Source organism: Bradyrhizobium sp. BWA-3-5, assembly GCF_032917985.1.
Lineage (GTDB): Bacteria > Pseudomonadota > Alphaproteobacteria > Rhizobiales > Xanthobacteraceae > Bradyrhizobium.
This window is the reverse complement of record NZ_CP136626.1, coordinates 6351490-6375101: the sequence shown is the minus strand read 5'-3', so window position 1 is coordinate 6375101 and position 23612 is coordinate 6351490. Positions and strand designations below refer to the sequence as shown.

Here is a 23612-nt window from a genome sequence, read left to right as displayed (position 1 = left end):
GCAGGCAGCTCGTGGGCTTCAAGCCATTGTCGCAACGCCCTTACCATCGCACCCCCGACATGATCTTGATTTGCGTCGCAGCTTGCGCGCGAGCGTTTTCAATAGCCGTCAATTTCGCGGAGTGAAATAGCCCGTCCATGCGTCTTTCGTCGCGCACCCTTGTTTCGTCGCGCGCCCTTGCCGAACCTCAGGCGTTGTGCAAATCCCGGCGTCGGGCCGGATTGGCGGGATAATTCTGTTCCGCATGCCGGAATTCGGGTTTTGGCTACACACGGGCGCGGCTCCAGTCCATACTGGATCGCACCACAGGGAGGTCTTTCAAATGCGTGAAGCTGTCATCGTTTCCTATGCACGCACGGGGCTGGCGAAGTCCGGTCGCGGCGGGTTCAACATCACACCGCCGATGTCGCTGGCGGCCCACGCCATCAAGCACGCCGTGGACCGCGCCGGCGTCGACAAGGAATATGTCGAGGACTGCTATCTCGGCAATTGCGCGCATGGTGCGCCCAACATCGGCCGTCAGGCCGCGTTGCTCGCGGGCCTGCCGAAATCGACCGCGGGCGTGTCGGTGAACCGCTTCTGCTCGTCCGGCCTGCAAACCATCGCGATGGCCGCCAACTCGATCCGTTCGGATGGCGCCGATTGCATCGTGGCCGGCGGCGTCGAGAGCATCTCGATTCCGGGCGGCGGCTCGCCGAAGGAATCGATCGATCCGGAGCTGCTCAAGGTCGCTCCTGATATCTTCATGGCGATGATCGACACCGCCGACATCGTGGCCGAGCGCTACAAGGTCAGCCGCGAATACCAGGACGAATATTCGCTGGAATCGCAGCGCCGCATGGCGGCCGCGCAGCAGGCCAACAAGTTCAAGGACGAAATCGTCCCGATGAAGACCAAGATGAAGGTGGTCGACAAGGCGACGAAAGCGGAATCGATCGTCGACTACGTCGTCGACCGTGACGAGTGCAACCGTCCGGAGACCACGCTTGAAGGTCTGGCAAAACTCGAGCCGGTGAAGGGCCCCGGCAAGTACGTCACCGCCGGCAACGCCAGCCAGCTCTCGGATGGTGCGGCCGCCGTCGTGCTGATGGAAGCCAAGGATGCCGAGAAGCGTGGCCTCAACCCGATGGGCCGCTTCGTCGCCTGGGCGTCGGCCGGCTGCGAGCCGGATGAGATGGGCATCGGCCCGATCTACGCCGTGCCGAAGCTCTTGAAGCGCCACGGCCTGAAGATCGACGACATCGATCTCTGGGAGCTCAACGAGGCCTTCGCGAGCCAGTGCCTGTATTCGCGCGACAAGCTCGGCATCGATCCCGAGAAGTACAATGTCAACGGCGGCTCGATCGCGATCGGCCATCCCTTCGGCATGACCGGCGCGCGCCTCACCGGCCACATCCTGCAGGAAGGCCGCCGGCGCAAGGCCAAGTGGGGCGTCGTCACGATGTGCATCGGCGGCGGCCAGGGCGGCGCGGGCCTGTTCGAAATCTACAGCTGAGCCTTCGAAGCAGCGTAGAGTAAAGAAAATGGCTCCGCGAGGAGCCATTTTCCGTTTCAGGTGTCAGCCTCAGTAGCGATACTTCTTGATCACCACGGTCCTGTCGCCATGACCATGCCGCCACCCGCGATGCCAGCCGCGGTCGTGCCGGAATTCAGCCCGCGCGCCGTAGTGGGGGTGATGATAGCCATGGTGATAGCCGCGCTTCTTGATGATTACCGTCTCAGCGCTAGCAATCGACGGCGCCGCGATCACGAGCGCGCCGAGTGCAGCGACGATATATGCAAGCCTCTTCATTCCAAGTCTCCTCCAATTGAGCTGACATAAAACTTCAGATCGCGAGGAACGTTCCGGCGGAATTGGAAGAGAATTCTGAACGCCTGTTCAGATACATGGACCGCGCGACTTTTGGCTCACGGGCTCTACGGGAGCGCGCGGCTGCTGGGCCGTCAGCCTGCCCACTCAGCGATCTCGGGCACCACCCTGGGCTTTGCGTGGGACACTCGCTGCTTGCGGAATGCCTGTGCCCAGCGCATCATCGCCGGACAAAACAACATCAGGGGGAGCGCTGCGATGACGGGGTTTTCACGCCGTGATTTTCTGGGCCTGACGGGGGCGGCTGCCGTTGCCGCGATGTCCGGCCGCGCCGACGCCGCGATGGGGCCGAACGACAAGTTCGACCTCGTGATCAAGGGCGGCGACGTGCTCGATCCCAGCCAGTCGCTCCGCGGCAAGCGCGACATCGGCATCCGCTGGGGTGTAATCGAGGCGGTCGAGAACGAGATTCCGGCCGCGCGGGCCGCCAAGACCATCGATGCCTCAGGCAAACTGGTGACGCCCGGGCTGATCGATCTGCATTCCCACGTCTACCCCTACGGCTCGGCAATCGGCATTCCCGCCGACGAGCTGGTGCAGGCGCAGGCGACCACCACGGTGGTGTCGGCGGGCGATGCCGGCGTCAACAACCTCGCGGCGCTGCGCCGCTTCATCGTAGCGCAGTCGCGGGCGCGGATTTACGCTTTCGTGCACATCGCCAATAACGGCCTGTCCGGATTCCCGGTCGGCGAGCTCTACAATATCGATTACGCCCAGGTCGAAGCCTGCGCGATGGCGCTGGCCGAAAATCCGGATTTCCTTCTCGGCGTAAAAGTCCGGATGTCGGAAAACGTCATCGCCAAGCATGGGGTGGAGCCGCTGAAGCGTTCGATCAAGGCCTGCGAGATGTGCGGCTGGCCGGCCAAGATGATGGTGCATATCGGCGGCGTCGAGACCAAGGAGCTGATGTCGGAAATTCTCGACCTCTTGCGGCCGGGCGACGTGCTCACCCACGCCTATTCCGGAGCGCCCAATATCGCCGGCGTCTTCACCAACATCGTGCAGGACGGCAAGCTATTGCCGGCGGCGCTATCGGCCAAGCAGCGCGGCGTGATGTTCGATGTTGGCCATGGCGGCGGCAGCTTCGACTTCACGGTGGCGGAAGTGGCGATCCCGGGCGGCTGCGGGCCGGATACGATCTCTTCCGACATCCACGTCTTCTCCGGCAATACGCCGGGCATGCCTTATCTGCCGAACGTGATGAGCAAGTTCATCCTGCTTGGATATACGGTGGAGCAGGTGGTGGCGATGGCAACCAGCGCGCCGGCCAAGATCATCAACCGCGCGCCGAAGATCGGCACGCTGCAGGTCGGCGCCCCCGGCGACGTCGCGATCATGGAGCTGATCGAGGGGCAAACCTCGTTCGTCGACACCCGCAACAACAAGCGCGACGGCAAGCTGTTGCTCAAGCCGGTGCAGACCGTGATCAACGGCGTGCCGTTCGGCCGGCCCTACCAGGCGCCGTTCGCGGTGCGGTGAGCGATCCGCTCAGGCGGAAGCGGTCTCGCGCGCACGTCCGAGCAGCTTGCTCACGAGCAGGGCGGGATCATCAGGAATGGCGTCGCCACGCCAGGCGACGTGCTGATCGGTTCGCGCCAGAATGAGCTTTCGGCCGCCAGGCGGCTGTGGTTCGCCCGCGGGTACATCGACAATGGCGAACGGAACGCCATCGGCGCGCATCGCCTCGGCAAGCGAGGTCACCGCAACGTCCGGATCGTAGCGCAGCAGCGTGTAGCCCGGCCCGAGCGCGTCATAGACCGGCCGTCCGTCGGCAAGTCTGGCGAATGGGAGCCGGCAGCCCGGCGTCGAGGACGGCGTGAAGTCGGCCATCGTAAAGCCCGGCTGCTCCGCGCCGTCATAAGCAATGATCGGGGAGTGGTCGTAGAAGTACCCGAAATTGAGTCCAGCGCAGCAATATTGCTGCACGTTCAAATCATAGGCCGCTTGCCCCACCTGCTGGCGGATGGCGTCGCCCTCTGGTCCCGGATGCTCGATCTCCGCAGGCACGGTGCGGCGCTGGCTCAGGACCCTGCCGGCCATCTCCATGGCGAAGCGGGAGACCTGCTCGGTGATCGGCAGCCGCTCGGCCTCATAAGCGTCGAGGATTTTGACGTCGGCCCAGCCTTCCAGATAGGCTGACAGCAGCCATGCGAGGTTGGTGGCGTCGGCGATCCCGGCATTCATGCCGTAGCCGGCATAGGGCATCCACAGATGCGCGGCGTCGCCGCAGATGAAGGCGCGCCCCTTGCGGAAGCGGTCGGCGACCAGGCGGCGGCCGACCCAGTCCTCCTTGCTCAGCACCTCGTATTCGAAGTCGGAGCCGACGCCGAGAATGGCGCGGATCGAGGCGTCGCGATCGACCGTCTCAAACGTCTCATCTTCGCGGTTGAGGTGATTATGGATCAGCCATTTCTCGCGGCCGTCGATCGCAACGACCGTGCCGCAGCGCCGCGGATTGAGCGACAGTGTCATCCAGGCGGGATGATCCATCATGCCGAGCAAAGCGGGCGCATGGATATAGGTCGATTGCACGCGCTGGATGATCGGTGTTCCCTGAAGATTGGCTTCGATCGCCTTGCGCACCAATGAACGTGCCCCGTCGCAGCCGACGATGAACTCGGCATGGATGTGGAAAGCTGTTCCACCATGCAGGTCCCGGACCGTCGCGACGACGCCGTCGTTCTCTTCGCGGAAATCCTCGAATGCGGTGCGGTTCAGAATCCGGAGCCCATCGATCCCTGACGCGTGGGCGAACAGCACCGGTTCCATGTAGATCTGGTTGATCCGGTGCGGCGGCTCGGCCGTCGGCCAGTCGGTATCCGGCCCGCCAGTGGCGGTGTAGCGGTCGCGCCGGCAGGGAATGAAGATGCGCGAGAGCTCGATGCCGGTTGCTGTGGTGCGGTACGAGCAATCATTCGGATAGTCCGCCGGCAGTCCGGTGTCGCGCAGCTTCCGCGCCACGCCCAGCCTTCGGAAGACTTCCATCGAACGTGCCGAGACGTGGTTGCATTTCACGCTCGGCGGCTCGCCGGCGGAGCGCGTTTCTACCACGGTCACGGCTATGCCCCGCTGTGCGAGGTCCATCGCGAGCGTCAGTCCCACCGGACCGGCGCCGACCACGAGAACGGCGGTTTTCACATTGCCGCTCGCTGCCTTCTCGCTTGCCGGCTGGTCACTTGCTGCGCTGGAACGTTCATGCATAACTGCGGGCCATAATAATCATCGGGGAGACGCCAATGTTTCGGTCGATGCGGCAGGGCATAGCCTTGGGTCTTGTTGTTGTGTTCTCGCTGCTGTCGCCGTCGGCGGCCCGCATAGCAAACGCATATCCCGATCAACCGATCAAGATCATCGTGTCGTTTCCGCCCGGCGGCAGCGCCGATATCGTGATCCGCGCCCTGCAACCCGTGTTAGTAGAGGAGCTGCATCAGCCGATCGTCATCGAAAACCGGGCAGGGGCGGGCGGCAATATCGGCATTGGCGCGGTGGCGCAGGCGGCTCCCGACGGCTACACGATCGGCGTCGCCGCCGCGGGCGTCCTTACGGTCAATCCTCATCTCAACCGCGCGGCGATGCCGTTCGACCCGATCAAGGATCTGACGCCGGTCACGCTGCTGGCGGAAATCCCGTTCGTGCTGGTCGCTTCGCAAAAATCGGAAGTGACGTCGGTCGCGGACCTGATCGCGAAGGCCAAAGCCCAGCCGCAAACGCTATCGATCGGCCACGGCGGCAACGGCACCGCCATGCACCTGACCTCGGCGCTGTTTGCGCAAAAGGCCGACGTGAAAGTTCAGTTGATCGCCTATCGCGGCACCGCGCCGGCGACCACCGACGTTCTCGCCGGCCACATTCCACTCGCCGTGCTGGACATCCCGGCCTCGCAGCAGTTGATCCGGGAAGGCAAGCTAAAGGCGCTCGGGGTCTCCGCCGCGAAGCGCGTCGCCTTTCTGCGCGATGTTGCGCCGCTGGCGGAACAGGGCCTCAGCGGATTTGAATCCGTCGGCTGGTTCGGGATTGTGGCGCCCGCCGGCACGCCGACCGATATCGTCGGCAAATTGAATGCGGCTTTCGTCAAGGCCTTGAGCGATCCGGCGGCGATCGAAAAGATCCGTGTGCTCGGCGCCGAGCCCGCGCCGACATCCTCAGACGCTTTCGCAAAATTCATCCAGAGCGAAAGCGCGAAGTGGGGCAAGCTGATCGCCGAGGCCGGCATCAAGAGCGAGTAGGGCGCCATATCGCTGGATGTTGACGACGGCCGTTTGATCCTGATCAATGCAGCCATCCCGTTCGCTTCGTCATCATTGACGAACGAAAGGAACCAGCGTGGCACGCAGCGAAAGCCTATCCCACATCGAAACATCCGCCCGGCCGCCTGCGGGCGCAACGGCGTATGACGAAGACGGCCGCCTGCCGTTCGAAAGCGAGTTTCTCGCCCAGCTCGGCAGAAGGGTGCGCGAGATGCGCACGCTGCGCGGCATGTCGCGCCGGGAGCTAGCGCAGCGCGCGGGCCTGTCGGAGCGGTACGTCGCCCAGATCGAAGCCGGCAAGGGCAACGTCTCGATCGTGCGGCTATTGCGGATCTCACTGGTGTTTCGCTGCGAGGGGACGGCCGGCTGAACTGCCGCGCGGGGGAGGCGATGCCATGGGAGATCTCGTCCTTGCGGCCAAGGTCAGCCATGTGCCGTCCCTGATGCTGTCGGAAGTCCCGGGCAGTCCGCTCGCAGGCGCGCGGAAGGGAGCGGTGGATGCGCTGCGCGAGCTTGGCCGGCGGGCGCGGGAACGGCACGTCTCGACCTTCGTCGTGTTCGACACGCACTGGCTGTCGAATTTCGGCTATCACATCAACGCCAATCCGCATCATCAGGGCGCCTTCACCCGCCATGAAGCGCCGCAGATGATCCAGGATTTGCGTTACGATCTGCCGGGCGATACTGCGCTCGCCGAAGCGATCGCGGGCGAAGCGACCGGCGCCGGACTCAATGTCATCGCGCACAAGGTGGCGCGCCTCGGGCTCGAATACGGCACCATCGTTCCGATGCACTACATGAACGGAGATGGCTGGGCCAAGGTCGTCTCGGTCGCGACCCCGCTGTTCACCTTGCTGGAGGAGAGCCGTATTCTCGGCGAAGCGACGCGTCGTGCCATCGCGCGCGCCGGCGAGCGGGTGGCGATCCTCGCCAGCGGATCGCTGTCGCATCGGTTGTGGCCGAACAAAAAGCTCGGGCCGGCGGCGTGGACTTCGATCGCGAGCGAGTTCAACCCCCAGGTCGATCTGCGTGTGCTGGAGCTCTGGCAGCAGCGCCGCTACCGCGAATCATCGACATGCTTCCGGACTACGCCGTCAAATGCAACGGCGAGGGCGGCATGGCCGATACCATCATGCTGTTCGCGGCGCTCGGCTGGGACAGTTTTGACGGCGATGCCGAGCAGCTCTGCGATTACTTTCCATCGAGCGGCAGCGGCCAGGTGACGTCGAGTTTCACATCGGCGGGTGAACTGACCACTGCGTCGCGCTGGCTCAGCTTCGCGCCCGCTTCTCCACATTGGCGATCCTGGCGGGCACGCCGAACTCCTTGCGGCAGACTTCGGCGAGCACGGCGACGCCCTCGCGGATCTGTTCTTGCGAGGGGCTCGCGAAGCACAGGCGCAGGCGGCTGCCGGCATAGGTCTTGTCGGTGGACCATTCGGGCCCGGGATTGATGGCGACGCCGGCGGCGAGCGCGGCCTGGTAGAGCTTTAGCGTATCGACATTGTCGGGCAGCTTCACCCACAGGAAGATGCCGCCCTCGGGCGCCTCGAATTCGGCCGCGGTGCCGAACTGCTCGTTGAGCGCTTCCATCAGCGTGTCGAGCTTGGCGCGCAGGCCACGCGTCAGTTTCGGCACATGGGTTGCAAAATGCGGTGCGCAATATTCGGCCAGCACCATCTGCTCCAGCGCGCCGCTGCCGGCGTCGGTCTTCAGCGCCAGCATCCGCGACATCATTTCCCAGGGCGCGACGATGAAACCGACCCGCAGCGCAGGGGCGATTGATTTGGAGAACGAGCCGATATGAATGACGCCACCATGCTGGCTCATGGCATAGATCGCGGGCGGCCGCTCACCTTTCCAGATCAGGTCGGCGTAGCAGTCGTCTTCGAAGATCGGCACGCCGTATTCCTGAGACAGTTTCAGCATCTCCGCGCGGCGCCCCAGCGGCAGGATGGAGCCGGTCGGGTTTTGCACGGTCGGGATGGTGTAGATGTATTTCGGCGTGATGCCGCGCCGCTTGTGATCGGCGAGCGCGGCCGCCAGCGCGTCCATCCGCATGCCCTGATCGTCGAGGGGAATGCCGACCGCATTGACGCCGAGCCGCGTCAGCCGGGTCAGCGCGCCCTGATAGGTTTCCTGCTCGACCAGCACGGTGTCGCCGCGCGTCAGCAAGGTCTGGTTGACGAGGTCGAGCGCCTGCAGCGAGCCCGAAACGATCATGATGTCGTCGGCCGTGCAGGCGATCCCGGCGTCGCGCTTCAATTTAGTGGCGAGGAATTCGCGCAAGGCACGATAGCCCTGCGGCCCGCTGGCAAGGCCATAGGTCGCCAGCGTCTTGCCCTCGCGCCGGAGCACGGCATTGACCGCCTCGATCAGGCCGTCGACCGGCACCTGCTCGGGATCGTTGTTGCCGCCGACGAAGCTGTATTTGGCAAGTCCCGTCCACCGCGCGGCCGGCGCCGGCAATCCGGCAGGCAGCAGGGCTGAAAAATTGAAGGGGGTTGCGGTGGACATCGATATTCACTCCCGTTTTGTTTTTCGTTGAGAAGGCCTGAGACCTTCCGGCAGGCTAGTTCTTGATGGCCTTGATCGGCCGTCCCTGGCTGATGAAGGCATAATGCCCGGCGCCGACGCTGCCGAACATCAGGGCCTCGACGGCGGGCTCGGCGATCTCCCCCGTGGCCGCCCAGTCGACCACGAAATTGGCGCCCGTTCCGCCGCGCACGTCGCTGGCTGCGATGAACACTTCGATGGTCGCGAACGGTTTTAGCGCAACCGGCGACTTCAGGTAGCTCTCCACCATCTTGCCTGATGTGTCGAAATAGGCGATCCGCTTCAGGACCAAGGGGCGTGTTTCGGACGTGTTGTGGACGCTGAGCGTCACTGCAAAATCCGCGCGCAGCTTGCCCTGGCTCATCGAGACGCTGGAATAGACGGGAATGTAGAATGCGCCGGATACGGCGAGGTTTTCTGTGGGCACGGCGGTGAGGGAGGCGGCGAAGTTCTGCTCGATAGCGCCAGCGGGCTGCGCGCGGGCAGGGGGAGCGGAAAGGATCGACATCGCGGCCAGAATCGCGACAAAAGCCCCCATTCTATGGCTGTGACACATTGCTTGTTTGACCCTTGCGCCGGGACCTCTAGGTTGCAAGAAGGGGAAGTCCGGAACCATCATGCACGAGCTTATTCGCGATATCACCTTATGCATCCTGTTTGCCTGGGTGCTCGGCCTGTTGGCGCATTTCTCCCGGCAGCCGCTGATCCTGGCCTACCTTATCGCCGGGTTCTTCATTGGTCCATTCGGCATGGGCTGGGTCAAGTCCCAGGAGTCGATCAACGTCATCTCCGAACTCGGCCTGATCTTCATGCTGTTCATGATCGGGCTGGAGATCGACCTGAAGAAGATCGTGCGAGCCGGCAAGGTCATCCTGTTCGCCGCCGGCGGGCAGTTGATCGGCGGCGTCGTGCTCGGCATCCTGTTCTTTGTCGCCATCGGCCTGTCGATGGGTTCGGGCCGTTTCGACGCGCTGTATCTGTGCGTTGCCTGCGCGCTGTCGAGCACGGTCATCATCGTCAAGGTGCTGTACGAGAAGCGCGAGCTCGATACGCTGCCGGGGCGGATTACGCTCGGCGTATTGGTGCTGCAGGACATCTTTGCGATCCTGTTTCTGGCCGTACAGCCTAGCCTCGACAATCTGCAGGTGACTGTCATCCTGCTGTCGATCGCCCGGGTCGGCGTGCTGGTCGCGACGGCGCTGGTGCTCAGCCGCTATGTGCTGCCATGGCTGTTCCACCAGATCGCGCGGCGGCCGGAGCTGATCCTGCTCGGCGCCCTGGCATGGTGCTTCCTGATCGGCGAGATCGCAGAAAGGCTGCACCTGTCGCGCGAGATGGGTTCGCTGGTGGCGGGCGTTTCGCTCTCGACCTTCCCCTATGCGCTCGATGTCACCGCCAAGGTGACGACGCTGCGCGACTTCTTCATCACGCTGTTCTTCGTCTCGCTCGGCATGACCATCCCGATCCCCGGGGCGTCGGTGATCGGGCTGGCGCTGACGATTGCCACCTTCACCGTCGTCAGCCGCATGGTGACGACGTTTCTGCCGCTCTATCTGATGAACCAGGGTCTGCGCGCCAGCCTGTTGCCGGCAATCAACCTCGCGCAGATCTCGGAGTTCTCGCTGGTGGTGATCCAGACCGGGGTTCTTGCCAACCACATCAGCAAGGAGACGTCGAGCGCGGCTTCTTTCGCCTTCGTGGTGCTGGCGGTGCTGAGCACCTTCGTCATGGGCCGCAGCGATCAGGTCACGCGCGGCTTGATCGGCCTCTTGAAGGGAATCGGGCTGCGCGACCTCGATCACAAGCAACAAGGCGAGGCCGGCCATGAGGGCGGGCACGGCGAGGCGCGCCGGATCGTCATCCTCGGCTTCTTTCGCGCCGCCAGTGCGCTGGTCGCCGAGATCGAACGCCGCAATCCGCCGGTGCTCGAGCAGATCACCGTGATCGACTTCAACCCGCTGGTGTTCCGCACCCTGACCGACCGCGGCATGCACGTGGTCTATGGCGACATCAGCAATGTCGACACGCTGGTGCATGCCGGCGTCGGCAAGGCCGAGCTGATCATCCTCAGCATCCCGGACTCGCTGCTCAAGGGCGCCGACAACGAAAAGCTGGTCCGCCACGTCCGCTCGCTGAATCCGAGCGCCAAGATTGTCGCGACCGCGGAGATCCTGGCCAATGTCAACGATCTCTACGAGGCCGGGGCCGATTACGTGACGGTGACCAGGCTCAGTGACGCCCATGAGCTCTACACGGTCATCGAGGCTGCCCAGGCCGGGCTGCTCGAGGACAAGCGTGCCGAGACCGACACGCTGCTCAGCGAGCGCCGCGAGGTGCTGCCGTGACGTCCCAGGACTTTAGTTGCGCCGATCCCGCGTGCAATGCGGCGTAACAATCGGCGCGAGGCCAGGGAACTGTGTGCCGCATACAACAGTTACCTCCGCGACGAAGCGGTGGCGCCACCGGATGTTGATCGTTCGGGACGGCACAGTGTACCTTTACTTTCTAGATCGAACCATCGGCAGACTTGAGAGCGAAGGAAGGGCCAATGCGCGCCTTGATCCTGGCGTTGTCCATCCTAGCGATCGTCGGCAGCGGGCACTCTGCTAGGGCTGGTCTAAGCAGCACGCCCCGCGAAACCTTGGCACCCGCCGATACGACAACCGTTACCGACGAAGCTACCCAGGAGACCGAGGAACAGATCGGCCTCACCAAGGCAAAGCGTCGTTCAGTGCAGCGTGGGTTAACCAGGCTCGGGTTTGACACCAAGGTCAATGGCAAGTTCGACGAATCGACCCGCGCCGCCATCGCACGCTGGCAGGAGGAGCACGGCTACCCTACGACTGGCTTCCTCAACGCTGCCCAGCACAAGGTACTAACGGACGCAGCGGCAGAGGCTCGCAAATCTGACCGTCAAGACCGTCGTCGCGCTGGCAGAGGTACTCGCTATTCGCGTGGCGTCGGCGGTCCAATCGGCGCGGTGGGCGGCGCGGTGCGCGGCGTTGTAGGAGGAGTGGGGGGAGTGGTGGGCGGACTATTCCGCAGGTGACGCGTCCAGCCTGAAGGACGCACCGCTCAGCTGGCCTTGCCGCCTTTGCCAAATCCTTCAGCGCTAGCAGCATGGAGCCGGCCCTGCCATGCCGGCCTGTTGCGGCAGGGCTTCCATCGACCGGCCGGCCGCGGTTCTGCCCTGCGTATTGAGGCTGGCGCTGGCCCAGAAGTCCGGCTAATGCACTCCTCGACCGAGCGAGATTTGGCGAGATTTTTACGAAATGGCCGATACCATCCAGGAAGTTCTGCAAGCCTTTGCCAAGGGTGAGCTCGTCGTCGTCACCGACGATGACGATCGCGAGGGCGAGGGCGATTTGATCGTCGCGGCCTCGCTCTGCACCGCCGATAAGATGGCATTCATCATCCGCCACACTTCCGGCATCGTCTGCGCGCCGATCACCACCGACGACGCCCGCCGGCTGCGGCTCGATCCGATGGTGGCGCATAACGAATCTAACCACACCACCGCCTTCACCGTTTCGATCGACTACAAGCCGGATGGCGGCACCGGTATTTCGGCGGAGGAGCGCGCCTCCTGCTGCCGCGCGCTCGCCAATCCCAACGCCGGCGCCAATGATTTCGCCCGGCCCGGCCACATCTTCCCGCTGATCGCCCGCGACGGTGGCGTGCTGCTGCGTTCCGGCCATACCGAGGCGGCGGTCGATCTCTGCAAGCTCTCCGGGCTGCCGCCGGTCGGCGTCATCTCCGAGTTGATGAACGACGACGGCACCGTGATGAAGGGCGAGCAGGTGGCGCGCTTCGCCGCCAAGCATAAGCTCAGGCACGTCACGATCGCTGACATGATCGCCTACCGCCAGGCGCGCGAGAAGCTGATCGAACGGGTCGCGACCTTCACCACCGAAAGTCCGATCGGCCCGCTGCAGGGCTATGCCTATCGTTCGCCGTTCGACGAGATCGCGCATGCCGCCTTCGTCTATAACGGCGTCGGCGACGGCAAGAACGTGCTGACCCGGCTGCACAAGCCGAACATCGTCAAGGATCTCTTCACCGGCCAGGCGCGTATGCAGATCGTGCTGGGCCACTTCAAGAATGCCGGCCGCGGCGTGCTTGTGTACTTGCGCGACGGCGCGGCCGGGGTTCCAGTCGAGCCGGTCGGCGAACAGAAGACCGCGGAAGCCGATCGCAACCGGCAATGGCGCGAAGTCGGCGTCGGTGCCCAGATCCTGCGCGATCTCGGCATCACCTCGATCGTCAACCTGACCTCGTCGGTGCACGACTATAAGGGACTATCCGGTTTCGGCATCGAGATCGTTTCGAACGAAAAACTCGACTGACACCATCGTCATTCCGGGATGGTGCGCAAGCACCAGACCCGGAATCTCGAGATTCCGGGTTCGCATCTTCGATGCGCCCCGGAATGACGGGTGAAACATTTGCGCTTCCGCCGATAGCGCATTAATTTGGCGGCAATTTACATGAGGACAGTGATGCGAAAGGGATTTTCATGAGCGTGCGCCCTCAAACCAAGGACAAGCCGGCGGCGGCTTCCTTCCAGTGGGATGACCCATTCCTGCTCGACGACCAGCTCACCGAAGATGAGCGCATGATACGCGACACCGCGCGTGCCTACGCGCAGGACAAGCTCCTGCCGCGTATCGTCAAGGCCTATATGGAAGAGAAGACCGACCGCGAAATCTTCAACGAGATGGGCGAGCTTGGCCTGATCGGCATCACGCTGCCGGAAGAGTATGGCTGCGCCAATGCGAGCTATGTCGCCTATGGCCTGGTGGCGCGCGAGATCGAGCGCGTCGATTCCGGCTATCGCTCGATGAACTCGGTGCAGTCGTCGTTGGTGATGTACCCGATTTACGCCTATGGCGACGAGAACCAGCGCAAGAAATACCTGCCCAAGCTCGCGACCGGCGAGTGGGTCGGCTGCTTCGGCCTGACCGAGCCGGATGCCGGTTCCGATCCCGGCGGCATGAAGACCCGCGCCGAGAAGGTCTCCGACGGCTACAAGCTGACCGGCAGCAAGATGTGGATTTCCAACGCCCCGATCGCCGACGTCTTCGTGGTCTGGGCCAAGTCCGCCGCGCATGACAACCAGATCCGCGGCTTCGTTCTCGAGAAGGGCATGAAGGGCCTGTCGGCGCCGAAGGTCGGCGGCAAGCTTTCATTGCGTGCTTCGATCACAGGCGAAATCGTGATGGACGGGGTGGTGGTGCCGGAGGACGCGCTGCTTCCCAACGTGTCAGGGTTGAAGGGCCCGTTCGGCTGCCTCAACCGCGCTCGCTACGGCATCTCCTGGGGCGCGATGGGCGCGGCGGAGGACTGCATGCATCGTGCACGGCAGTATACGCTCGACCGCAAGCAGTTCGGCCGGCCGCTGGCGGCGACGCAACTCGTGCAGAAGAAGCTCGCCGACATGGAGGCCGAAATCGCGCTCGGGCTGCAGGCCTCGCTGCGCGTCGGCCGCCTGATGGACGAGGGCAAGATGGCCCCGGAGATGATCTCGATCGTCAAGCGCAACAATTGCGGCAAGGCGCTCGACATTGCGCGGGTGTCCCGGGACATGCACGGCGGCAACGGCATCCAGATCGAGTATCACGTGATGCGCCACACCGCGAATTTGGAAACCGTGAACACCTATGAAGGCGCCCACGACGTCCACGCTCTGATCCTCGGTCGGGCCATCACGGGGATACAGGCGTTTTCGTAAGAGGTACCCCGGCGTGGCCTCACTTTCCGCTGTCATCGCCCGCCTTGTGCGCAATTGCGCACTAGGGGCGGCGATCCAGTACGCCGCGGCCTCTCGTTTCATCTTGAGCGTTGGCGTTTACTGGATACCCCGCCTTCGCGGGGTATGACGACTGAGATTGTTTCAACGGCTCGACACTCAGGAAGTCCGCATGGCCGACAACGACGACATCCCGTTCAACCGCGACTTCCCGCTCAAGCCCGGCATCGCCGACGAGGTGCGGCCCGGCGTGCGGCGTGTCCTATGCAACAATCCGAGCCCGTTCACTTTCACGGGCACGGTCAGCTACATCGTAGGCCGAGGCAACGTCGCGATCATCGATCCCGGTCCCGATGACGAAGCGCATGCGAAAGCGCTGCTCGATGCTGTCAGCGGTGAGACCGTGACGCATATTCTGGTCACCCATACCCATCGCGACCATTCGCCGAACACCGCACGGATCAAGGCGGCGACCGGCGCGCCTGTTTATGCCGAGGGGCCGCACCGTGCCTCGCGGCCGCGCTTCGAAAGCGAGAAGTACAATCCGGAATCCGGCGCCGACCGCGATTTTCGCCCCGACATCGAGGTCAAGGACGGCGACTTCATCGAAGGAAAAGGCTGGGCGCTGGAGGCGGTCGCGACCCCCGGCCACACCGCCAATCACCTGGCCTTCGCCTGGCCGGAGCGGAAGATCAATTTCGTCGGCGATCACGTGATGGGCTGGTCGACCTCGATCGTGGCGCCACCAGACGGATCGATGATCGACTACATGGCCTCGCTGGCGCGATTGGAGGCCCGCGAAGAGGATCTGTATTTCTCAGGCCATGGCCCGGAAATTCCGGAAGGACCGCGTTACGTCCGCTTCCTGACCCGGCACCGTCAGGCCCGCGAAGCCTCGATCCTGCACCGCCTCGCCAAAGGCGAAGCCGACATCCCGACCATGGTGCGCGCGATCTATATCGGCATCGACCCGCGGCTGACAGGCGCCGCCGGGTATTCCGTGCTGGCCCATCTGGAAGACCTGGTCGCCCGTGGCATCGTCGCAACCGACGGCGACCCGGTGATCGGCGGGACGTATCGGTTGGCTTCTTAACCTCTCCCCGCTTGCGGGGAGAGGTCGGATCGCTCTTGCGATCCGGGTGAGGGGGTACAGGTCAATCAACTGGCACCACGTTCTGCGGATAGAGCCCCTCACCCCAACCCTCACCCCAACCCTCTCCCCGCAAGGGCGGGGCGAGGGAGCGCACATCTCGTGCGGTAAGCGTCACTTCTTCACCGTCTTCGCCGGGGCTTTCGTCGGCGCCTGCGGCTTCTTGGTTGCCGGCTTGGCGTTGTCGACGGCCGTATTGATGTCCTCGATCAGCTTGGAAACGCGCGCGGCGTTGCTGCCGAGATCGCTTTCGAAATAGCGCGAGGAGGAGCGGATATCGACCCGCGATTCCTCGCCGTCGGGCGTGATGCGGATCGAGACGTCTTCGCGAAATCCCATGATCGGCGTGCGTGCCACCGCCTCGATGCGGCCGATGCGGCGCGGCGGTTGCGGTGGCCGCTCGTCGATGACGAGCCATTTGCGCCTGATGACCAGCGCCAGCGCCACCTCATAGGCCCGCTGCGGCGGCACTTCGAGCTCCACCGTCTCGATGTCAGGATAGGCGATCCGCTGCTGCTCGGCCGAATAGAGCCCGGCATAGACCGCGGAATTGGTGCCGTCGCCGCTGCGCAGCCGCGCCAGCGCCTCGAAACGCGGCGGATCGACCGGATCGGTGGTGATGTCGTGGATCGCCGGTAGCTTGCGGTACTGCAAGGCGAGATAGGCCGGGTAGGCCAGCAGCACGGCATTGATCAGGAAGGCCAGCAGGATGCGTCCCATGCCGCGCGAGCCGTTCTGCCAGATCGCGGCAAAGGCGGCGAGGCCGACCAGGATGGAAAGCACGGCGCAGCCGAGCGCACCGAAAAAGGTCGCCAGCGCCGGCTTCATCTCCAGAAAGCCGAAGCGGACGATCAGGATCGAGACCACGACCGCCACCACGGCGAAGATGGCAAGGTTGCGCGACCAGGTAGCGAGGCTGGACACGGGCTCCGTCTGGTAGGGAGCGGAAAACCTTCGGGCCATCGGTCAAAATCTGCCGTGTTGGGGTCCAGCCGGGCAGGGCGGGCCGGGCTGCAAACCCGCAGCTTGAGACCACGGCATGGCGCGAATTTCAAGGTTTTGCACGCGATATCAGTCGGTCAATCGCTTTGCTGAGAAAGCTCCGAGGGGTTAACTATCCCCGTAAAGTGATTATTAGTTGTAGATTGAAGTCAGCCCAACTTTCGTCTACCTGTTGCCGCCGGGTTGTCGTATTTGCCGCAACAGGGGACTGTTCTGCACGGGACGCGGCGAACGCCAACCCATTGGGGAAACGGCGGGTGTCAGCCGCAAGCGCTGCAGGGTGATCTCAACCACTCCTTATCCTTGGTTGCGGGTAGATTCGCAAAAAAATTGCGGTTGCGCCCCGGGAGTTCTAGGATCGCATCGGGCGCAATCGGCATACGTCCGCGGGGCTGGCGGAAGGCCCCACGAGGGCGAGTGTTCAGTATGAGTAATGCAAAGCACGAAGGATATGTCGGCCCCAACGACCCGGCATATTATGCGCCGCGTGAGTTGAGGGAACGGGCAATCAGTGAGCAGGCGGAGCCGTTGCTCATGAAGAACGACGATGGCTGGCGTCCGCGCGTGCAGACGGAAGGACCGCCATTGCAGCCGCTTGGCAAGCCGGCACGCCGCCAGGATTCCGAAGTTTTCACCAAGGCCGTCGCCCAGGCGATGCAGGAGGCGAGGGACAACGTGCCTGTCGAGGCGCCGTCCGTGCTCCGCGACCTGTCGGGGCGCCGCGCCTTGCTTCAGCAGGTGATCCGCTTCTCGATCGCAGTGGCGATCGCAGCCAGTATCGCGATGCTGCTCGTCATGGCGATTCCGTCGTCGCAACGCCCGGCCAACCAGGAAAATGCGTCGCTCTCGGCGGCCTGGCAGTCGGTGAAATCCTCGGTGCTGCCGGCCCAGCAACCGTCGCCGCCGCCGCGCCGCTCGGCGACTTTGGCCGTGCAGGACGGCAGCGGCTTCACCAACGATCCGGTGCCGCTCGGGATTCATGTAGGTTCCCCGCCGCCAGATGCCTACGTATCCATCGCTGGACTGAGCGCCGGCGCACGGCTGACGTCCGGCCGGCGCGTCGGTCCGGGCGAGTGGCGCGTGTCGGCGACCGAAATTTCCGGCGTATCGGTCATCCCGCCGGATGGCTTTAGCGGACAGATGCTGGTGACCGCCGAACTGCGCGACGGCAGCGGCGCTGCGGTCACGGGCACTTCGACGCGGCTGACCTGGGCGCCAGTGCCGGTCGCTGCAGCGCCGGCCGCACCACCGCCGCCGGTCGTTGCCCCGCCGCCGCCGGTCATTGCGCCGCCGGTCGCCGTCGTCGCGCCACCGGTAGCCGCGCCTGTCGCCGTTGCCACGGCCGCGCCTTCGCCGCCGGCCTTGGCCGCCGCACCGCGGCCGGAGGTCGTGCGCAGCCTCGATCCCAGGGAAATTGCCGCACTGATCAAGCGCGGACAGGATCTGCTCTCCGCCGGCGATGTCCAGTCGGCCCGGCTGTTGCTGCTGCGCGGGGCCGAGGCGCGGGACGCGCGCGCGGCGCTGCTGGTCGGCACCACCTACGATCCGGCGCGGCTCAGGCAGATCGGCGCCGATGGTCCGCTGGCTGATATCGCGCAGGCCCGCATGTGGTATCAGCGGGCCAAGGAATGGGGCGAGCCCGACGCCCAGCGACAACTCGACGCGCTGGCGCTCTCGCGCTGATTCTGGGACGGGCGCCACGCGCCCCCCCCCGTTGCACTGACATTCTCAATCGTGGGACGGCGGCCATTTGCCGCAAAGGGCGACGCTTTGCGCGTTCTCAGCCCAGACCGTTCGTCTGCGTGGCCATGAAAACTCAGGCGCTCCGGTAACCCTCCGGCTGGCGTGAACCGGCGAAACGGCGGGGAGGGTGCGGCGTTTTCCGGCGGGAGGTTATGAATTCGAAAAGTAAGAAAGCGCCGGCGTGAGGTTCTCATTCACGCCGGCGCTTTGTTGAACCATCCTCCCGACGGGGAAGGGACAGCCGCGCTTCACGCCGCAGCGTTCGGGAAGCGGTAGCTCTTGAACTGCTCGCGCAGCGCGGTCTTCAGGATCTTGCCGGTTGCGGTGTGGGGAATGCCCTCGACGAAAGCGACGTCGTCGGGCATCCACCATTTGGCGATCTTGCCGTCCATGAACTTCAGGATCTCTTCCCGCGTCGCCGTCTGGCCGGCCTTGAGCTGCACGATCAGGAGCGGGCGCTCGTCCCATTTGGGATGATAGACGCCGATCACGGCGGCTTCCGCGACGGCGGGATGGCCGACGGCGAGGTTCTCGAGGTCGATTGACGAAATCCATTCGCCGCCGGACTTGATCACGTCCTTGGAGCGGTCGGTGATCCGCATGTAGCCGTGCTCGTCGATGGTCGCGACGTCGCCGGTGTCGAAGAAGCCTTCCTCGTCGAGGATGTTGGTGTCGAGCTTGAAATAGGCCTTGGCGACCGCCGGACCGGAGACTTTGAGTCGGCCAAAGGTCTTGCCGTCCCAGGGCAGCTCCTTGCCGGCATCGTCGGTGATCTTCATCTCGACGCCGAACGGCGGATAGCCCTGCGTTTGCAGGATGTCGAGCCGCTCCTCGCCGGACAGTTCGGCAAACGGCGGCTTCAGCGCCGCGACCGTGCCGATCGGGCTCATCTCGGTCATGCCCCAGGCATGGCGCACGCGAACGCCCATGTCGACGAACGACTTGATCATCGAGCGCGGCATCGCCGAGCCGCCGCACACCACGCTCTTGAGGTGGGGCAGCTTGAGATTATTGGCGGCCATGTGGTTGAGCAGCATCAGCCACACGGTCGGTACGCCGGCGGTATGCGTGACCTTCTCGGTCTCGAGCAGTTCATAGACGGAAGCGCCGTCGAGCTTGGGACCGGGCATCACCAGCTTGGTGCCCATCGAAGGCGCGGAGAACGCAATGCCCCAGCTGTTGGCATGGAACAACGGCACCACGGGCAGCATTGTCTCGGCGGCGCTGGTGCCGAGGGCGTCGACATTGTTGGCCATCAGCCCGTGCAGCACGTTGGAGCGATGCGAATACAACACGCCCTTCGGATCGCCCGTGGTGCCCGAGGTATAGCACATCGCGGCGGCGGTATTTTCGTCAAAGTCCTGCCATGTGAACTTGCCGTCGACCTCGCCGATCCAGTCCTCATAGGCGATCGCGTTCTTCAGCGTGGTCTGCGGCATGTGCGCCCTGTCGGTCAGCACGACGTAACGCTCCACGCTCGGCAAATTATCGGCGAGCTTTTCCAGGATCGGCACGAAGGTGATGTCGGTCATCACCATGCGGTCCTGCGCATGGTTGATGATCCAGGCGATCTGGTCGGGGAAAAGCCGGGGATTGACCGTGTGGCAGATCGCGCCGATGCCCATGATGCCGTACCAGCATTCGAGATGGCGCCAGGTATTCCAGGCGATGGTGGCGACGCGGTCGCCGAGCCTGATGCCGTCGCGGTCGAGCCGTTGCGATACTTTCAGCGCGCGTGCATGAATTTCGGCGTAATTGGTGCGATGAATGGGACCTTCGACGGACCGCGTGACGACCTCTTGCGTGCCGTGATACTTCGCCGCGTGTTCGATAATCCGGTGGCACAGCAAAGGCCAGTCTTGCATCAATCCGAGCATACCCACTTTCCTCCAATGGTTTGTTCTTTGCCGCGATCTGCTCTCTCTACGAGCCGACCGGCGGTTGGGTTCATGGAATTGACATGAACTTTACCGCGCGGAAAGCAAGCCGAAAATGGGCTAATGGCGCCTTTGGCCGCATCGGAGCAGCAATGGTTACCGCTGCCGCGGGCGCGCTGTTGGTTGGCATGCCAGCCGATCCGGCTTTGGCGGCCAAGGCATCGCGCGCCGCGCCATGGGATGGTCTGTTCAGTCATTTGGAGCCCCGCGCGCGCGCAAAGTCGCGCCATGCCGTGGTGCCGCTGCCGAAGCCGCGTCCGGACGAGGCGCCTTCGGCCGAGCGCGACGAAGAGACCGACAAGGACCAGGCACCCCTCGAGACGGACAAGACCAAGGACAAAGCCAAGGAGCAGGCGGCGCCGGCCCCGCAGCCCACGCCACAGCCATCGGCCTGCCGGCTGGCGCTGACGGACGACATCGCGATAGCGCCGAGCATCCCCGACATTCGCGGCGCTAACGGCTGCGGCGGCGAGGATCTGGTGCGGCTGGAGGCGGTCGTGCTGCCGGACAAGCGGCGGGTTTCGGTGAAGCCGGCGGCGATCCTGCGCTGTACGATGGCTTCCGCGATCGCCGGCTGGATCCGCAGCGACATCGCGCCACTGGCGCAGCGCCTCGGCGGCGCGGTCGCCGAGCTCGACAATTTCGATTCGTTCGAGTGCCGTGGCCGTAACCGGATCGTCGGCGCAAAACTCTCCGAGCACGGCCGCGCCAACGCGCTCGACGTGCGCGGCTTCAAGCTCGCCGACGGCACCTTGATCTCGCTGACCGACCGTACCGTGCCGCGGCAATTGCGCGAGACCGTGCTGCACTCGGTCTGCGCGCGATTCTCGACGGTGCTCGGCCCGAGCTCGGACTGGTACCATGAGGACCACATCCATCTCGACCTGATGGAACGACGCGGCAATTACCGGATCTGCCAGTGGGACGTATTGGACCCACTGCCGCAGAAGGCCCCGCTATTGCCGGCCGAGAGGCCCGAGGAAGCGCCGCCGCGCGAGGTCGCCGCCAAGGCGGATCATGCAAAGCCGGAAGATGCCAAGCCGAGCGCCGGCAAGCCGGAGGCTGAAAAATCCGATGCGGAGAATCCGGATGCCGAGAAATCGGAGCAGACCGAGCCGCCGCGCGAGGAGAAGCCCGCAAAGAAAAAGCGCCGGCAAAGCCGGCGCTCTTGATCTTCGACCGCGGCGTAACCGGCGTCGGCTACTGAGATGTCGGGATGTTGCCGCCGCCCTGCAGCGCCATCTTGGAATTGTACGGCGAGTCGCCCTGCTTCGGCTCGAGCACGACGACGACGGTGCCCTGCTTGACGCGGCTGTAGAGGTCGATGACGTCCTCGTTGGTCATGCGGATGCAGCCCGACGAGATCGAGGCGCCGATATATTCCGGCTGGTTGGTGCCGTGGATGCGGAACAGCGTGTCGCGATTGCCCTGATAGAGGTACAGCGCGCGGGCGCCGAGCGGATTGTCGACGCCGCCGGGCACCGAGGCAGGGAGGCCTTCGATCCGCTTGTGGATGTCGGCGGTTGGCGTCCATTTCGGCCATTCAGCCATGTTGCCGACCTTGGCGATGCCGGAGAACGCGAGCGCTTCCTCGCCGACGGTGACGCCGTAGCGGATCGCCTTGCCGCCATCCTGCACCAGATAGAGATAGTGGTTGTCGGAATCGACCACGATCGTGCCGGGCAGTTCCTTGCGGTGATAGTCGACGATGGCGCGGCGGAACGGCTCGGCCACTGGAACGGCAGCATAGCGCGCCTTGGCGAGCTGAGCCTTGTCGTTCGGCTTGAGGGTAGCTTCAGGGGCGGCCTGATAGGTGGTCGCAGGCATGCAACCAGACAACGCAAGACCGGCAGCGAGCAGCCCCAGGATTACTTTCAACGACGACATGGCACACTTCCAATCGAAAGTCTGGCGTTCGCAGGCCAATCTTGCGCCCGAAACGCGACGATTCCATTAATCCCATTATCCGCAATTACCGGCTGATAAGCCAGCTTTTGCAGCTCCGTTCGGCGCTGCGGAAGGCCAGCTGTGGCTTTTGTGCCGCAAAATCTGCGACCGCCGGTTGTTTTTGGGTCACAGGGTACGCCCGAGCCTGATCAGGGCCGCGCCGGCGCCACCTCATCGCCACAAATATGGACCGCCGGTTAATGCGCGGGTCATGAAGCGCTTGCCAGAATCGGGTTTAGTGCCGCTGGTACCGATGGCGTTTTGCAGCGAAATGGGTACCGGTTCGCGTGACGCACGTGCGTCAGAACAACGGCCTGTCGCCCCGTTCCGGAGTTGCTCATGTTTTCGGTATTTGTTCCTGCCGGAGCCGCCCTCAAGAAGCTCCCCGCCATGGACCCGGCGGCACTGCCGGACAATGCGGTCTGGATCGACCTGTTGAACCCGACGGCGGAGGAGGATCGCGCGGTCGAGCGTCTGGCCGGGATCGCGATCCCGACCCGGGAGGACATGCAGGAAATCGAGATTTCCAGCCGCCTCTATATCGAGAACGGCGCCCGCTACATGACCGCGACGCTAATGTGCAATTCCGATACCGACATGCCGAAGACCACGGCCGTGACGTTCATCCTGGCCGGTCACCGCCTGGTCACCGTCCGCTACGACGAGCCGAAGCCGTTTGCCCTGATCGAACACAAGCTGGCGCGCTCATGCATCCCGGGCATCCCGGGCGAAATGGTCATGATGGAACTGCTCGATGCGGTGATCGACCGCTGCGCCGATATTCTGGAGCGTGCCGGCGCCGAGGTCGACCAGGTTTCCCATGACATCTTCGAGCCGGAGAGCGCGCGCCACGGCCAGGCTAAGCGGTACTCGCAGATATTGATCGCGATCGGGCGCAAGGGCGACCTGGTCTCCAAGATCCGTGAAAGCCTGGTCTCGATCGGCCGCGTCGTCACCTTCCTGTCGGCGGCGGTGGAAGGCGTCAAATGGTCCAAGGACATGCGCGAGCAGCTCAAGACCATGCAGCGCGACGTCGGTTCCCTGACCGACCACGCCTCCTACCTCTCCAACAAGATCACCTTCACGCTCGACGCCATGCTCGGCGTCGTCAATCTCGAGCAGAACAACATCATCAAGCTGTTCTCGGTGATGGCTGTGGTCCTGATGCCGCCGACGCTGATCGCCTCGGTCTACGGTATGAATTTCAAGGCGATGCCCGAGCTCGATTGGCCGCACGGCTATCCGATGGCACTTCTCATGATGCTCATGGCAGCCGTGCTGCCATACTTGATCTTCAAGTGGAAGAAGTGGCTGTAGGAAATGGTTCCCCTGCAACTCACGACGTACGAAAGATCGGTTCAACTTCACCGCTAAAATTTGAGCGGTGGACTGAACGAATGGTCGAAATTTGT

20 protein-coding genes are annotated in these 23612 nt (G+C 63.9%); 13 read left to right on the top strand and 7 right to left on the bottom strand.

The genetic code is table 11. The features are described from left to right. Positions 1-322: 322 nt before the first annotated feature. Positions 323-1495 carry an acetyl-CoA C-acyltransferase gene (locus RX331_RS30565; RefSeq protein WP_317253316.1) on the top strand — a complete coding sequence of 391 codons (1173 nt, stop codon included), beginning with the start codon at positions 323-325 and terminating at the stop codon, positions 1493-1495. A gap of 69 nt (positions 1496-1564) precedes the next feature. Here RX331_RS30565 and RX331_RS30560 read toward each other — a convergent pair whose 3' ends face one another. After that, positions 1565-1792, bottom strand: coding sequence for a hypothetical protein (locus RX331_RS30560; RefSeq protein WP_317253315.1), 228 nt, complete (start codon positions 1790-1792; stop codon positions 1565-1567). Between the two features lie 276 nt (positions 1793-2068). On the opposite strand from RX331_RS30560, the gene RX331_RS30555 reads away from it, so the two are divergent. After that, a complete protein-coding gene (locus RX331_RS30555) occupies positions 2069-3349 on the top strand; it encodes an amidohydrolase/deacetylase family metallohydrolase (protein WP_317253314.1) in 1281 nt (426 codons plus the stop codon). A gap of 9 nt (positions 3350-3358) precedes the next feature. On the opposite strand, the gene RX331_RS30550 is transcribed toward RX331_RS30555, so the two are convergent. Then, on the bottom strand, positions 3359-5008 hold the full coding sequence (locus tag RX331_RS30550) for an FAD-dependent oxidoreductase (RefSeq protein ID WP_317253313.1): 1650 nt from the start codon (positions 5006-5008) through the stop codon (positions 3359-3361). Between the two features lie 98 nt (positions 5009-5106). Here RX331_RS30550 and RX331_RS30545 point away from each other — a divergent pair, with 98 nt between their 5' ends. The 3 genes from RX331_RS30545 to hpaD all read left to right on the top strand — a co-directional run bounded on the left by RX331_RS30545 (position 5107) and on the right by hpaD (position 7340). Then, positions 5107-6096, top strand: coding sequence for a tripartite tricarboxylate transporter substrate binding protein (locus RX331_RS30545; protein WP_317253312.1), 990 nt, complete (start codon positions 5107-5109; stop codon positions 6094-6096). A 97-nt stretch (positions 6097-6193) separates the two neighbouring features. Continuing rightward, the gene (locus RX331_RS39105; RefSeq protein ID WP_410708027.1) at positions 6194-6487 is read left to right on the top strand and encodes a helix-turn-helix domain-containing protein; all 294 of its coding nucleotides are present in this window, start codon (positions 6194-6196) and stop codon (positions 6485-6487) included. Between the two features lie 25 nt (positions 6488-6512). Further along, entirely contained in the window at positions 6513-7340 is an 828-nt protein-coding gene (gene hpaD, locus RX331_RS30535; protein WP_317253311.1) for a 3,4-dihydroxyphenylacetate 2,3-dioxygenase, read from the top strand. A 48-nt stretch (positions 7341-7388) separates the two neighbouring features. Here the strand turns inward: hpaD and RX331_RS30530 are convergent, their stop codons facing one another. After that, positions 7389-8633, bottom strand: coding sequence for a PLP-dependent aminotransferase family protein (locus tag RX331_RS30530; protein ID WP_317253310.1), 1245 nt, complete (start codon positions 8631-8633; stop codon positions 7389-7391). Between the two features lie 55 nt (positions 8634-8688). After that, positions 8689-9210 (bottom strand): DUF3124 domain-containing protein, encoded by a 522-nt coding sequence (locus RX331_RS30525; protein ID WP_317253309.1) that lies wholly within the window; start codon positions 9208-9210, stop codon positions 8689-8691. Positions 9211-9289: 79 nt separating this feature from the next. On the opposite strand from RX331_RS30525, the gene RX331_RS30520 reads away from it, so the two are divergent. The 5 genes from RX331_RS30520 to RX331_RS30500 all read left to right on the top strand — a co-directional run bounded on the left by RX331_RS30520 (position 9290) and on the right by RX331_RS30500 (position 15514). Next, positions 9290-11017 carry a cation:proton antiporter gene (locus tag RX331_RS30520; RefSeq protein ID WP_317253308.1) on the top strand — a complete coding sequence of 576 codons (1728 nt, stop codon included), beginning with the start codon at positions 9290-9292 and terminating at the stop codon, positions 11015-11017. 203 nt (positions 11018-11220) lie between these two features. After that, complete coding sequence (locus RX331_RS30515) at positions 11221-11721, top strand: peptidoglycan-binding domain-containing protein (RefSeq protein ID WP_317253307.1); 501 nt, start codon at positions 11221-11223, stop codon at positions 11719-11721. A 223-nt stretch (positions 11722-11944) separates the two neighbouring features. Further along, complete coding sequence (ribB, locus tag RX331_RS30510) at positions 11945-13018, top strand: 3,4-dihydroxy-2-butanone-4-phosphate synthase (protein ID WP_317253306.1); 1074 nt, start codon at positions 11945-11947, stop codon at positions 13016-13018. Positions 13019-13188: 170 nt separating this feature from the next. Then, entirely contained in the window at positions 13189-14403 is a 1215-nt protein-coding gene (locus tag RX331_RS30505) for an acyl-CoA dehydrogenase (RefSeq protein ID WP_317253305.1), read from the top strand. A 190-nt stretch (positions 14404-14593) separates the two neighbouring features. Continuing rightward, positions 14594-15514 carry an MBL fold metallo-hydrolase gene (locus tag RX331_RS30500; protein WP_317253304.1) on the top strand — a complete coding sequence of 307 codons (921 nt, stop codon included), beginning with the start codon at positions 14594-14596 and terminating at the stop codon, positions 15512-15514. A 171-nt stretch (positions 15515-15685) separates the two neighbouring features. Here RX331_RS30500 and RX331_RS30495 read toward each other — a convergent pair whose 3' ends face one another. Then, entirely contained in the window at positions 15686-16534 is an 849-nt protein-coding gene (locus RX331_RS30495; protein ID WP_317253303.1) for a DUF1499 domain-containing protein, read from the bottom strand. A gap of 573 nt (positions 16535-17107) precedes the next feature. Between RX331_RS30495 and RX331_RS30490 the strand changes: the two genes are divergently transcribed. Then, positions 17108-18256 carry a hypothetical protein gene (locus tag RX331_RS30490; protein ID WP_317253302.1) on the top strand — a complete coding sequence of 383 codons (1149 nt, stop codon included), beginning with the start codon at positions 17108-17110 and terminating at the stop codon, positions 18254-18256. 308 nt (positions 18257-18564) lie between these two features. Here the strand turns inward: RX331_RS30490 and RX331_RS30485 are convergent, their stop codons facing one another. Then, positions 18565-20193: a fatty-acid--CoA ligase gene (locus tag RX331_RS30485; RefSeq protein WP_317253301.1), complete on the bottom strand. Its 1629-nt coding sequence runs from the start codon at positions 20191-20193 to the stop codon at positions 18565-18567. A gap of 83 nt (positions 20194-20276) precedes the next feature. Here RX331_RS30485 and RX331_RS30480 point away from each other — a divergent pair, with 83 nt between their 5' ends. Then, positions 20277-21425, top strand: coding sequence for an extensin family protein (locus RX331_RS30480; protein WP_317253300.1), 1149 nt, complete (start codon positions 20277-20279; stop codon positions 21423-21425). A gap of 28 nt (positions 21426-21453) precedes the next feature. Here RX331_RS30480 and RX331_RS30475 read toward each other — a convergent pair whose 3' ends face one another. Further along, positions 21454-22140 (bottom strand): L,D-transpeptidase, encoded by a 687-nt coding sequence (locus RX331_RS30475; protein WP_317253299.1) that lies wholly within the window; start codon positions 22138-22140, stop codon positions 21454-21456. A 399-nt stretch (positions 22141-22539) separates the two neighbouring features. Between RX331_RS30475 and RX331_RS30470 the strand changes: the two genes are divergently transcribed. Next, positions 22540-23517 (top strand): magnesium transporter CorA family protein, encoded by a 978-nt coding sequence (locus RX331_RS30470; RefSeq protein ID WP_317253298.1) that lies wholly within the window; start codon positions 22540-22542, stop codon positions 23515-23517. The last annotated feature ends 95 nt before the right edge of the window (positions 23518-23612 follow it).